This window comes from Parasphingorhabdus sp. (assembly GCF_041748495.1).
Classification (GTDB): domain Bacteria; phylum Pseudomonadota; class Alphaproteobacteria; order Sphingomonadales; family Sphingomonadaceae; genus Parasphingorhabdus.
Window position 1 is genome coordinate 36,896 of record NZ_JBGTDD010000123.1, and the last position, 11,812, is coordinate 48,707.

Sequence of the window (11,812 nt, forward strand, 5' to 3'; positions counted from 1 at the left end):
GCCCGGTCAAGCCTATCTTGCCTTGCTAGGCGCTTTCGACGACCCGAAGTGGCGGCGATACCTCTGTGGCAGCACTGGCCGAGTCAGGCGGACATTCGAAAACATCACCCCAGCTGACGGTTTGCAATCCTGCGTCATTCCGGTCTTCAGCCAGATGGCCATGGGCTTCGACGACTTCCCGGTAGCTACGTGCGGTTTTGTCCGCCGCGGCGATCAGTTTTTCCGATGCATCCATTCCGGCGGTCAGGGAAAAGCGCGTGCCGGGGGCGAGGCGAGCGGCCGCAATGCTGCTCATCAGCTCCCCCATCTGGATCATCGTCAGGTTCAGGGATTTTTCGACCTCATGGATTTTCCGGGCGATGGGGCGGGCGGCTTCGATGCGTTGGTTCAACATGTGACTCTCCAGACGCCGGATGACCCCGACGTCGATCAGGTGCTAAAATTTCAGGGATTAGTTCGGGTTGATCAATCGGCTCAGAAATATGGCTGCGAGACAGACAAAGGCGAAGGCAAAGGCGAGTTTGACCGAAAGGTCGACGATCGCCCAGATTCGCGCTTCCTTGCTTAGATCATTATCCAAATCTCCCTGCTTGCGAAACGGCACGGACAGGAGCGGGTTGGAGAAACTGGCATAAGATTGATATGCCGATTGCGCTTCCCTGACCCTGTCGGATGACGCTGCCTGTTGTCCAGGCAAGGGGTAAATTGCGCCGGATTTGGGCTGGGGAGCAATCCCAATATTCTTGGGCACAAAAAATTTGGGTTCATATCCCTCATGCTCGGCGAGCATGCGAGCGGCGGCCTTGCTGCTCGTCACTTGCAGCTTCTGTCGCGCCGACCGCAGCCGTTCGTTTATGACATTGGGGGTCACGCTGATTTCCCGGGCGGCAGTTTTTGCATCATGCCCGAGCAGAAGCAGATGCAGCGCCTCCTTCTCATTCTCGTTAAGATTGTCGCACAAAATTCTGGTCATGTCCTCATCATATGTCAGGGGCGATCATTTGGCAAAAAATATGGACCACATATTTGCAACCCGTCCGATTCCGATGGGACTGGATTATACTGCGAATGTTTATGAGATGTTTAAATCACATGTTACCGCTACAGAAAGTTAATATTTATCGCCAATATCGCGCTCATCTTGATGGATTTCTGCCAGTTTCCAGGTGAAATCGTTAATCCGCTCCGCCGGTCCAACTGGTGAAACGGGTTGAAACTCGAGAATGCCCGCCAACCCGCCCATAATGGCAGACGATTGGCACGAAGCCCGTGGTGATGGTTTGTTTGGAACGGCGGTACGAAGGTTCTGGTCCCCCTGAATGCGAGTCCGCCGCCCGGTAAACAGCCAGCATTGGGAGCAAAGGGAATATTCTGGTCAGTATTCCCGCGCTCCGACAGGTTCTCCTGCCGATCCGAAAGAGTTGTGCAAACCCGCATCATTTCTTTTGATAATCAGATTCGGGTCGATCCCTCATCTCCCATGACCGGATCGGCCCGATGATGAGCCTTTGTCCAGGCCGACGGAGTCGTGGACGATATCGCTGTGTCCCGGATAGATTTGTTGCGTAGAGATGGTAGAAATGATGTTTGATCCCGACAAGAATGACGCCAGCGACAGAGACAGGGAATTGTTTCTGGGCCATCTGGTCACGTGGGGCTCGATCATTATCGGTCTGGGCCTCGCGATTGCCCTGGCCCCGGTGCTCGCTGCGGATCAGGATCAAGGCGAGTCAATCTCCCGTCCCGAAGCGGCGTCTGCGAATGACAAAAGCGTCGAGGATTGAAGGCCAGCGCATTCCCGGCAGCCAATCATCCTCTAATCCTGTAATTTCCGCGCTTCTTCGACCAGCATCACCGGCATGCCGTTGCGGATCGGATAGGCGAGGCCGGCGGCTTCGCTGATCAGCTCCTGCGCACCCGCATCATGGACCAGCGGTGTTCGCGTCAGCGGACAGACCAATATATCCAGCAATTCGGGATCGATCGTGCGTATCTCGTCATTCACTGCAAGGTGACCCGGTCATCGTCGCCGTCCTGCCGTCCGAAAAACTGCAACAGCTGGATGATCAGTTCGGCGCGATTGGCCAGACCATCGACTTCGAGCAGCGCCTGTTTCGACGCCGCGTCAAAGGGCGCGATCTGGGCGATGCCGTTGACAAAGGCCATGTCATCGAGCCGTCCGATACTGTCCCAGTCAACCTGATAGCCCTGCAGTTCGGCAAATTTGCGGGATTCGATTTCCAGCGCGGCGCGTTCGGCGCTGGCCAGCACCTCGTCGATTTCCCGGTCCGCCTCGATCTCGGCCCGAACCTGGCGGAACGCCGTAGAGGCGTCGATTTCCTCGATCACCCGGAACCGGGCGACGCCTTCCAGCACGACATTGAAGCGGCCGTCCTCAAGCGCCTCGATATCGATGATCTTGCCGAGGCAACCGACATCGAACAGGGCAGGGTGGCTGCCTGATTCCTTGGGCTGGATCATGCCGATCTGCCGGTCACGGGCCATCGCGTCATTGATCAGCGCCCGGTAGCGTTCCTCGAATATGTGCAGCGGCAGGTGCATGCCGGGGAACAGCAGGGCACCGGCCAGCGGAAAGATCGAGAGGCGCTTGGTCTCGCTCATCCGAACAGGAGCGCGCTGAGCTTGCGGCGGGTAGTGGCCACCCATTCATCCTCGAGGCCGACCATTTCGAACAGCGACAGCAGCTTGTGCCGGGCCGCGCCGTCGTTCCAGGCCTTGTCGGCGGCAATAATCGTCAGCAGATGGTCGGCCGCGCCGTCATGATTGCCGGTAGCGATCAGCGCCCCGGCCAGATCATAGCGCGCCTGATGATCCTTGCCATCGGCCGCGACCGCGGCTTCCAGCGCGGCCATGGTTTCCGCATCCGGCCGGTCCTTGGCCAGTTGCAGAGTGGTTCGGGCGCGTTCCAGCGCCGGATCGCTGCCCAATTCCTCCGGCAGCCCGGCCAGCGCCGCTTCCGCCTGATCGAGATGATCGGCGGCGACCATCGCCCGAATCAGTCCGCCGAGGGCTTCGGCATTGTCGGGAAGCATCTCGGCGATCTGTGCGAATATTCCGGCGGCGCGCTCGGCATCGCCGCCAGCCAGCATTTCTTCGCCCATCGCCAGCATCGGCGCGATATCCTGTTCCGGTTCCTCGCCGCCACCGACTGGCAGTTGCGCGAGCAGCTGGTCGAGCGCGCCGGTCAGCTGACTCTCGCTGCGCGCGCTGGTCAGGTCGGCGACCGGCTTGCCCTGGAAAATTGCGTAGACGGTGGGGATCGACTGCACCTGAAATTGCGCGGCAATGAACTTGTTCTCGTCGACATTGATCTTGGCCAGCACCACGCCCTTGTCGGCATAAGCAGCAGCGACCTTCTCCAGCAGCGGCGTCAGCGCCTTGCACGGTCCGCACCATTCGGCCCAGAAGTCGAGGATGACGAGCTTGTCCATGCTCGGTCCGACGACCTCCCGCTGGAAAACCTCTACTGCTTTTTGTTCTTCGACCGTCAGTCCTGCTGTTGCCACATCATGCTCCTGTTACGGCGCCGGGCCACGGCCCGGATTCGCGCCCAATTCATTCATCCAGAGCGCTTTATGTGGGGTCCGGCGCGCCAATGCCAAGCATATTTTTGTTTTTGCTTCCGGACGCAGGACAAATGGGGCTTGCGGGGTGGGAAAACCCATGCTAACCGCGCGCCTCAATCTGCTGATGACGATACCCATGTCACAGCCGCCGAGCGGGCGTAGCTCAGGGGTAGAGCACAACCTTGCCAAGGTTGGGGTCGAGAGTTCGAATCTCTTCGCCCGCTCCAGTTTTTCTAAGCAAAATCATGGATTTGGTAAAATTGAAAAAGCAGAATTCCTTGCTTACATTTGATTTGAACTTCCGAATGTAAGCATTATGTAAGCAAGTGAGTGAGCAGAATCGCAAAATTTGGCGTAGTTTCGCCCTGCGGTTAAAACTTCTCCATATTTTACCGCTACCCTATTTGGATTTGGGGGAGAGGGATTTTCTCAGCTTTTCCGCGCGTCTTGAAACGCCGACCTGCGGATCAATCGCCAGAGCATTGTCATAAGCCTTTAATGCTTCTGCTGGCTCATCGGAGGCTTCGTGAATTTCGCCAAGCAATCTTAACGCGCGCGCCTGCTGCCAACATTCTCCCTGCTCGATTGTGCGGTATAGCCCATCAATCATGGTGCTCCGAAGCTTGCTGTCCGGTTTGCCCTTGGTTTCCAAAAATACCTTACGGATGATATTGATATCGCCATCGGCTATTTTCCGCTGTTGCCATCCGTCACGGTCAACCATCTTACCTTCGAAATTGTAGCCAACGCGCTCATCACCTTCGCATATGATGAATAACCGCCGATTTACGCTGTCAAATTCATAGCCGCTCGCCCATCCGGTTTCAGGCTCCCATCGCGCCATCTCCCGCGCTTCCTCAAGATCGAGCAGGATGTAGCGGCAACTGTCATCGCTGCCAGGCGCATTGGCCGTCTGGCAAATGGCATATCGGCCATCTTTGGACAGACCATTGCTTGAAAGGTTGGCTGCTAGCTCTTTCGCAATGAGCTGCGTTCCATCCACAGAGAAGGCGTGGAAACGCCCCTTCAATCCGTCTCCAAACATCCAGTCGTTGAAAATGAAAGCACCATTGTCAGCTACCTGTCCGTCGTTTGGCCGTTCGAGCCGGCCTTCCGCAATTATCTGATCCTGCGATAGCAATGCCCAGGATCCATGCCCTTCATAGCGATGACCGCCTCTCGTACCTTCGGGATTTCTATCAGACCAAATAAGGCGATAACGTCCATTTGGCGATTTGGAATAACGACCTATGTAATCGAGCGCGTCGATTGAGATAAGGCCATGGCCAAGTTCTTGGATTTCTAAAATGCGAGATGTCGCAGGCTGTTTCTTGGTTTTGGAACCAGTATCGGTCCCAAATATTCGCTTGAGGAATGATTTCATTTCGCGGCTCTTGCCCAGTCGGTCATGCGGCACCGTTGAGGGTTTGCTGGAGCTCTGCAATTTCCTCGATGATTGCATCAAATGGCGGCGGGTCGCCAAAGATCATCGTGTTCATCGCTTTATAATCCTGCCGAAGATCGTCAACCATTCCTCCTTCGGGGCAGAGCGCAAATGTCGGGGGTTGTGCGGAAGCAAGATCAAAGGGCGGACGGTTGAAAAACATGCGGGCGTGTGCGACGCAATCCTCGCCCAATGCCTGGTTTTTGGTAGCCGATTGTCCCGCCTCCGACGGGATCAGGCGGTACAAATCATAATAGTGGCGCGAAATACGCTGGCCATTGCCGCGCAGTTGACCACGGATTTCATACCATCGGCGTAGCCCGTGCAGTATCACCACCTTGTCCCAGAAGGTTCGCTCGGCATCGACAATGGTGACATTGGGAACCGCAAGATCAATCCCTGGAACATCGGCATCTACATAAGGCGTTATCGACCTGTTTGAGTTTGGATCGAGTGCCGATTTAGCACCCGATTCAATTTTCACTGATTTGGCGATATAGGCGTCGGTCGGTGTTATGCTGGGATAGATGACTAACAAGGTTTGACGGTCGGCAGGATCCACCTCTATCCGGATCGTATTTTGATCCAGATCATTTCTGGTGCAGGCCTCTTCTGAAATCGCCGCAAGGCGCTGCATCAGCGGGCCGTTGATATATGCTTCGCAAGCGTCTTTGATTGCATCGAGCGCTTTCTCGCGCTTTTTGCCGCTCAACCCGGCCAGTTCATCGATCGAGGCGGGAACGCCGAGATCGTCTCGAAAAACTGTGACGTCGATGTCCTCTGAAAAGCGCTGTATCAATCCGAACCCCTTGGAAAGCGAGGTGCCACCTTTGAACAGTAGGCGCGGACCTTCGCTGATGCCGTTGAACAGGGCATCGAGCGTCCAGCAGACCCAGAAATCCTTTTCGACATTTTGCGGGGTTGTTCCCATGCGTTGAGCCGTTGTGGTGAATAGACCTTGGCGCGTATCAATATCGGCCCGCAAGATATCGTCAAAAGCTGGATTCATGCGGACGGCGTTTCGTTGGAAACAAGCGGACGGAGCAATTCCTGCATCCAGGCCGGAAGGGTGGACATACCATTGGTCAGATCAGCACGCAGCTTCGTCCCCTGCTTTGGGTCTTTGAGCAGGATAGATAGTTTGTTCTTCCAACTTGCCATATCGTCACCCGGCATCGTGTCGCGCAGCCAGTGAAGGGCTTGGACGATGCGCATCGCGGGGCGGCCTGCCCAGAAAAGTTTGCTTGGAGCTGTCTGTTTGAAATAAATGGTAAGATTTCCGAGGTTGATCTTCTTGGAGCGCGCTTCGCTATGGACGATGATCTTGGCTGGCACCGCATTGGTAAAACCGAGATCGTTAGCCGCGGTCATCCCGTCAACCAGCACTCGTATTTGATCGCGCCGCACGACGGCGTCGATAACGGCCTTTGGATTTGGCGGGTTATCCTGCTGTGTAAGTTTGTTGGTTCGGGGTTTATCATAGAGGCCCCTGTCGATTCTGCGCAATTCTTCCGTACGGACGAGACGTTGCAGGGTTTTATCGACGACATCACGGCTACCAAGGTCAAGAAAATCGCTCGGTGTCCAGACCGTGGTCGTTGCCCCGCTTTTGATTCGAGCAAGAATTTGCTCTTTCAGACTGGTGGATGGCTTGTTCATGTCCGAAATATGTAGCATGATTTCGGACAATGTCGAGTTAGAAATGTCCGAAATATGTAGCATGATTTCGGACATTCTTTACTTAACTGCCATGTCAGAACTAACGGCCCATTTGGGAAGGCGTCCAAGGTCATCCAATTCTGCTCTTACTAGACCATCCAGCACTTCCGGGAAAAGCCGAGCCATCGCCCGCCAAACCGGATGCTCGTTATCGATTTGCGCTTCAGTATCATCGGCCTGTTTGATCATTCGCCTCAATGATGGGCGTTCCGCCAGATCGGCCAGCGCAGTCGACCGAACGAAGCTATCTATGAGATTCGCACAATGCTTGAAATCGCCGCTACTCAGTTTGCTATTGAGCATGGCGAGAACCGCGCCTTCCCCTTTATATTTTGTAATATAGACATTTTCCGTGCCTGTGTCGGCACTGTGTGCGACTGAGCAAAGGATCGCAAATAACATGGCTACATGCGCTTGGCCTCTGTCGGAACGTGCTTCCCAGAATTCATCCTTCCACGTTTCAAGCCCCGGTACCTTCAATAGTAGTGAATCCCAGGCAGGTGCAAATGCCGTGCTGTAAAATGGCGAATGGGGCTTGTCATTTTGTGCTCGTTGAAATGCTTTCCACCAGCACGATCGTTCCTCCTTGCTGCTTGCTACCAGCAAATCGCTCCGCCGGTCCTCAATAAATGCCGACCGGCCATAGCCAGTTTGCAGATCATCCAGCGTTACCAGTCGTGGTTCGAGCCAACCGCCTTTACCGTTTTCGAGATAGCATTTCAGGACCAGCGTTCCGCGTTCGATTGAAGCCGCCTGTGCATCATCATCGAACAGGAACGCATTGCCTCGCTGCATCGTGATGACATCATGGAAGCCTTGCGGCAGCGGGACTTCAAGGACATTGAAAATCCATACCAGCCTGACGCCTTCATTGTCATAGTGAATATGGCGTGCAGCAATCTCCGGCGCAAAGGGCTTGGAAAGCTGGACTTCGAGTGCAAATTTGCCCAATTCTCCAAATTCAAGATACACATCTGGCCAGCGTCCACGCTTGTGGATCTCGGGCCGCAGATAAGTGTCCACCGCCGAATGTGTGCAGCGGGTATCGGCGTTGGCCAGTTGTTCGATTGTTACGCATAACTGACGGTGAAGTGCTGATTCCTGATGCCCCTGATATTGCGCGGCGCGGGCGTCATCCGGCTGTAAAGTCCGGCCCTCGTACCAAGGACAATCCTTGGAACCTTCTGGAAAATGAACAAACATTGGCACATGATCGGTCTTCGTCGCCTGCGAGCGAATGAATACACCAGCCTCGCAAAGCCTACACCGGGCCAATGGCACTGATGAGTCAGATTGACGTCGCAGATTGATCTGCGAGCGCAAATGTTCCCAGCTTGCCCGCGACATAGTCATGAGCGCCCCGATTGTTACTGGACCTCGCGGCAGTTCAAAGTCGGCAATCCGGATAGTGCGTTGATGATCTGCCATGATCTTATCAAGCGGGCGGTTCTGGTCTGGCGATCCAGTCCAGCGATTCAATACCAGAGGCTATTTCTCCACCGAGTTGCCGGAGGTGGACGACGCGGAAGCTGTCAATTTCCTCGGTACGAACCAATTCCTCCTTTTCGAGACGATCAAGTAAATCCTGAAGGTCGCGGCGGGAGATGCCCAAACCTATCCTGCCAAGCCAATCACGTAGAATTTGGCTGTTGGTGCTTCTTCCGTAATTCAATATGCGTAGAATTTCACTGGCTTGATGGGCAACACGGATAGCTTCAAACTGATCGGGTCGGTTGGACAAATTGCTCATCGGAATATCGTAGCTTGTTCACTGACAGAGGTAAAAACATTTCAAGAACATTGTTTGAAATTTGGTGATAACGGGAGGGCCTTCCCCCCAGCCGAAGGCGCTATGCTGTTTCCAGCTATCCCTTCTGCGGGCCGTTTCGCGGCAGAGGGAATCGGGATGGATAGCGATTAATATGGGCGGCGCGGACGCGCCGGCGAGGTTTTTGGCTCCAGAGAGAGGGGGTGGGTGGCGCGTTCGGCTAAAAGAAGATGGTGCCGTGTTGGCAGTCTGGATCGTGCTAGTAAAGACTAACAAGATTTGGGGATAGGCCTCCCCTTATCGAAGAAGCGACATCATTGCGGCAACCAGTAACCTCTTTTGCGAGAGGAGCCTATTGTCATGCAAACCCATCTTCGACCAAAGCGGCCATTCGATCATGTGGATTTTGCGCAGGAGTTTCTCAGACGAAATCCTGATTACCAGGCACAATATCGAAATATTATCAGTGGGAACAAACAGCGCGCGACTCGGGATGAGAACATGATGATGGCCAGAACCTGGGGGTTGGAGTTTCCCCGTCCCTCACAATCGTGATGCATCGGCTCAACCAGCAATCTGGCGAGCGGCACAAACGCCATCGATCATCATTTTTCGAGAAGATATGCGCGGCGTTCAAGCCATTGTGAGCAGGGCGGCTGCGGTCGGTCTTCATATCGCAAAAGAAGCCACCAACCACGAAGGTCGTCATATGGTATTTGAGGGAAATTACCGCCGCTACCGAATATTGATCAAGCCGGCACGACTCGGATTGGAGAGCGGATTCATCATACAACACGACTCGTGGCTTGAGGCTCGCATCAGCGCGATAAGGGAATTCAACAAGGCACTGGAAGGCGCTGAAATTTTGAAACCGACGAGGCCTACCAATTATCAGCGAAGACGACTGGAACTTCTCTTGGCGATCCTCGACAGTCTATTTTTGCCCGATGGCCGTCGGCGGACACTGCGCCAGCTGGCCCAAACAGTCATATATCCAAGATCTGATCTGGGGCGAGCAATAGAATGGAAGTCATCATCCGAACGGCGACATACACAGCGTCTGGTAAGCGAAGCACATCATTTGATGCGGGAGGGGTACAGGGCGCTGCTCCAAACAGGAGCCTTTGCTCGTCTTCGATAATTTGAATAAGGCATATGGATAAATAGAAGTGTACTTTGACAGAAACGGTAACATTCTTGATAGTTAGCTGACATTATTTATTTTCGTTGCATGGTTGCTGACGTAGCAGTGTGTTCGCCAGCATCGATAGGAGGGTCGCAGCTCTCGCTCGGGGTATAGGCTTAAACAAACCGGAAAAGCGGATTGGAACCTGCCGTCCGGGATAACCAGGCGATTGAACGGCAGCGTGTTGGTGGCGCACCGCTAAATCGGACGGTTGATCTATGCGTGTTCGGTTTGCTCAAGAGTTCGGCGCTTCATTATTTGACATCGAAACGGCGAATGATTTGAAAGATGCGCTCAAGCAGGCTTCGCAGCGACTGGGCTTTGATCACTTTGCTCTTTCACTTGAAGCCCGAACGAGTGACGACGCTGATACTCAAATGCTGCTGCATGACTATCCGGATGAATGGGCTAAAGTATACACGAGTTTCGACCTTGCCGGCCGCGATCCGGTCCGACGGGCATGCGACAAGGCTTTTGGCGGTTTCACATGGGAACGGATCGGTCAACTCATTCCAATGACGCGAGGCGATCGGCAAATGCTCGCCGTAGGCAAGGAATGCGGCATCGGCGACGGCTTTACCATACCGCGGCATCTGCCGGGTATGGCCAGGGGCACATTCACGTTTGCGGTAGCACCCGACAGAAGCCTGCCGCATCGGTGGCTCATTGCCGCGGAATATCTGGGTACGCTCGCGCTTACTAGCGCGCTGAAGATCAGTGGTATGTCGCGGCCAGTTGCACTCCCTAGATTAAGCGATCGGCAGCGAGAATGCCTGTTGTGGGTTGCCCGAGGCAAAACTGCTGCCGAAACGGCTATCATTCTGGGCATTAGCGCAGAAACCGTGATTCAACATCTGAAGATGGCACGCGAACGATATGAAGTGCATTGCTCTCAGTCCCTGATCCTTGCAGCGATGTTCGATGGGTTGATCGGCTTCGGGGATGTCTTCAAGTGGCAGGGACATGTCCGACGTTGAACTGGGACTTTTTGGCGGCGCTTAGCCACAAATACGGTTCCTGTCGGCATGCCCATCGTTATCCCCATTTCTTGGTATAGCGTCTAATCGCGCAAGCTGGTGTCATGTCGTCACGTCCAACATGACAGGTGACATCTATGCCGCTCAGTTCCTCCCAATCCGTCCCACACAAATCGGACCCTGCTCTTCGGTCCATGTTCGAAGCCAGAAAAAGGGTATTTGTCGATCTTCTGAAATGGGACGTGCCGGTTCTCGACGGGCGGTTCGAAGTCGACCAGTTTGATACGCCCGAGGCGGTATATCTTGTTTTGGCGGATGAAAGTGCAAATCACCGGGCATCCGCGCGGTTGCTGCGCACTGATCGTTCGCATATATTGGGGCAGCTGTTTCCGTGCTTGTGCGAAGGGACTATCCCGTCAGGTCTGCAAACACGAGAAATTACGCGGTTCTGCATTGACCCCGCTCTCTGCCGGACGGAGCGGGGTAGGACGCGTAACGAGCTCGTGTCGGCGCTCGTGGATCATGCGCTGCGTTGGAATATCACCGATTACACGGCCGTTGCCAATATGCAGTGGTTCCGCCAAATCTCGCGGTTCGGATGGAAATGCCGTGCGCTTGGGCCGCAGCGCTTGATTGGCACCGAGTTGCTCATTGCTCTCCACATCGAAATTGATGATCAGACGATTCCGCAACTCCAGGATCGTGGAATCTATTCACCGCCGCGATATCAGTCCACCGAAATGGCGGGGCTGCAATGACCTACGTTGTAGAAACCGATCAATGGCTGGATCAACTCGCGTCCGTTGGATATTGCATAATTCCCGATCTGCTTCCCAGGTCGATCCTTAGGGACCTGGAGGCTGATCTCGAAAGGGATTTTCAGCAGACGCCATTCGGGTACGGTGATTTTTACGGATATCGCACCAAGCGCTTTGGTAGCCTCCTGCGGCGATCCCGGTTTGCTGCAGATCTGGTTCGCGAGCCGACAATCATGGCGCTTGCGGAAACGATTTTGAAACCGGCCTGTGAGCGCATCCAGCTCAATGTTGCGCAGGCCATCGAGATCCACCCTGGCGAGATCGAGCAATTCCCGCATTGCGATCAGGATATGTGGCCGGGAGACAAAGGCGG

General features: G+C 54.6%; 16 protein-coding genes and 1 tRNA gene. 7 read left to right on the plus strand and 10 right to left on the minus strand.

The genetic code is table 11. From position 1 onward, the window contains the following. Nucleotides 1-25 precede the first annotated feature (25 nt). Entirely contained in the window at nt 26-394 is a 369-nt protein-coding gene (locus ACEW8J_RS11150; RefSeq protein ID WP_373491713.1) for a hypothetical protein, read from the minus strand. A gap of 57 nt (nt 395-451) precedes the next feature. Beyond that, nucleotides 452-973: a helix-turn-helix transcriptional regulator gene (locus ACEW8J_RS11155; RefSeq protein WP_373491714.1), complete on the minus strand. Its 522-nt coding sequence runs from the start codon at nt 971-973 to the stop codon at nt 452-454. A 607-nt stretch (nt 974-1,580) separates the two neighbouring features. On the opposite strand from ACEW8J_RS11155, the gene ACEW8J_RS11160 reads away from it, so the two are divergent. Further along, the gene (locus ACEW8J_RS11160; RefSeq protein WP_373491715.1) at nt 1,581-1,784 is read left to right on the plus strand and encodes a hypothetical protein; all 204 of its coding nucleotides are present in this window, start codon (nt 1,581-1,583) and stop codon (nt 1,782-1,784) included. Nucleotides 1,785-1,816: 32 nt separating this feature from the next. On the opposite strand, the gene ACEW8J_RS11165 is transcribed toward ACEW8J_RS11160, so the two are convergent. Genes ACEW8J_RS11165 through ACEW8J_RS11175 form a run of 3 tightly spaced genes read right to left on the minus strand, consistent with a single transcriptional unit; the run spans nt 1,817 to nt 3,527 of the window. Beyond that, nucleotides 1,817-2,005 carry a Trm112 family protein gene (locus ACEW8J_RS11165; protein WP_373491716.1) on the minus strand — a complete coding sequence of 63 codons (189 nt, stop codon included), beginning with the start codon at nt 2,003-2,005 and terminating at the stop codon, nt 1,817-1,819. Next, nucleotides 2,002-2,622, minus strand: a complete 621-nt coding sequence (locus ACEW8J_RS11170; protein WP_373491717.1) for an LON peptidase substrate-binding domain-containing protein — start codon at nt 2,620-2,622, stop codon at nt 2,002-2,004. Before ACEW8J_RS11170 ends, ACEW8J_RS11165 begins: the two co-directional genes overlap by 4 nt. Beyond that, nucleotides 2,619-3,527 carry a tetratricopeptide repeat protein gene (locus ACEW8J_RS11175; RefSeq protein ID WP_373491718.1) on the minus strand — a complete coding sequence of 303 codons (909 nt, stop codon included), beginning with the start codon at nt 3,525-3,527 and terminating at the stop codon, nt 2,619-2,621. Before ACEW8J_RS11175 ends, ACEW8J_RS11170 begins: the two co-directional genes overlap by 4 nt. Before the next feature lie 212 nt (nt 3,528-3,739). Between ACEW8J_RS11175 and ACEW8J_RS11180 the strand changes: the two genes are divergently transcribed. Then, nucleotides 3,740-3,814: transfer RNA gene (locus tag ACEW8J_RS11180), tRNA-Gly, on the plus strand. Between the two features lie 173 nt (nt 3,815-3,987). Here the strand turns inward: ACEW8J_RS11180 and ACEW8J_RS11185 are convergent. From ACEW8J_RS11185 to ACEW8J_RS11205, 5 genes are read right to left on the minus strand one after another with little or no spacing between them, the layout of a single operon-like run. Beyond that, nucleotides 3,988-4,971 (minus strand): tetratricopeptide repeat protein, encoded by a 984-nt coding sequence (locus ACEW8J_RS11185; protein ID WP_373491719.1) that lies wholly within the window; start codon nt 4,969-4,971, stop codon nt 3,988-3,990. Nucleotides 4,972-4,993: 22 nt separating this feature from the next. Further along, entirely contained in the window at nt 4,994-6,040 is a 1,047-nt protein-coding gene (locus ACEW8J_RS11190) for a nucleotidyl transferase AbiEii/AbiGii toxin family protein (protein ID WP_373491720.1), read from the minus strand. Next, nucleotides 6,037-6,765, minus strand: coding sequence for a DUF6088 family protein (locus tag ACEW8J_RS11195; RefSeq protein WP_373491721.1), 729 nt, complete (start codon nt 6,763-6,765; stop codon nt 6,037-6,039). The genes ACEW8J_RS11190 and ACEW8J_RS11195 overlap by 4 nt, the downstream gene beginning before the upstream one ends. A gap of 3 nt (nt 6,766-6,768) precedes the next feature. Next, on the minus strand, nt 6,769-8,178 hold the full coding sequence (locus tag ACEW8J_RS11200; protein WP_373491722.1) for a hypothetical protein: 1,410 nt from the start codon (nt 8,176-8,178) through the stop codon (nt 6,769-6,771). Nucleotides 8,179-8,185: 7 nt separating this feature from the next. Beyond that, on the minus strand, nt 8,186-8,500 hold the full coding sequence (locus tag ACEW8J_RS11205; RefSeq protein WP_373491723.1) for a hypothetical protein: 315 nt from the start codon (nt 8,498-8,500) through the stop codon (nt 8,186-8,188). Nucleotides 8,501-8,878: 378 nt separating this feature from the next. On the opposite strand from ACEW8J_RS11205, the gene ACEW8J_RS11210 reads away from it, so the two are divergent. The 5 genes from ACEW8J_RS11210 to ACEW8J_RS11230 all read left to right on the plus strand — a co-directional run. Next, nucleotides 8,879-9,073 carry a transcriptional regulator domain-containing protein gene (locus ACEW8J_RS11210; protein WP_373491724.1) on the plus strand — a complete coding sequence of 65 codons (195 nt, stop codon included), beginning with the start codon at nt 8,879-8,881 and terminating at the stop codon, nt 9,071-9,073. 67 nt (nt 9,074-9,140) lie between these two features. Next, on the plus strand, nt 9,141-9,659 hold the full coding sequence (locus tag ACEW8J_RS11215) for a DUF2285 domain-containing protein (RefSeq protein ID WP_373491725.1): 519 nt from the start codon (nt 9,141-9,143) through the stop codon (nt 9,657-9,659). A gap of 263 nt (nt 9,660-9,922) precedes the next feature. After that, a complete protein-coding gene (locus ACEW8J_RS11220; RefSeq protein WP_373491726.1) occupies nt 9,923-10,681 on the plus strand; it encodes a LuxR family transcriptional regulator in 759 nt (252 codons plus the stop codon). 137 nt (nt 10,682-10,818) lie between these two features. After that, nucleotides 10,819-11,439: an acyl-homoserine-lactone synthase gene (locus ACEW8J_RS11225; RefSeq protein WP_373491727.1), complete on the plus strand. Its 621-nt coding sequence runs from the start codon at nt 10,819-10,821 to the stop codon at nt 11,437-11,439. Then, nucleotides 11,436-11,812 (plus strand): phytanoyl-CoA dioxygenase family protein (locus tag ACEW8J_RS11230; protein ID WP_373491728.1); only part of this gene is annotated, 377 nt, incomplete at its 3' end. The genes ACEW8J_RS11225 and ACEW8J_RS11230, both read left to right, overlap by 4 nt.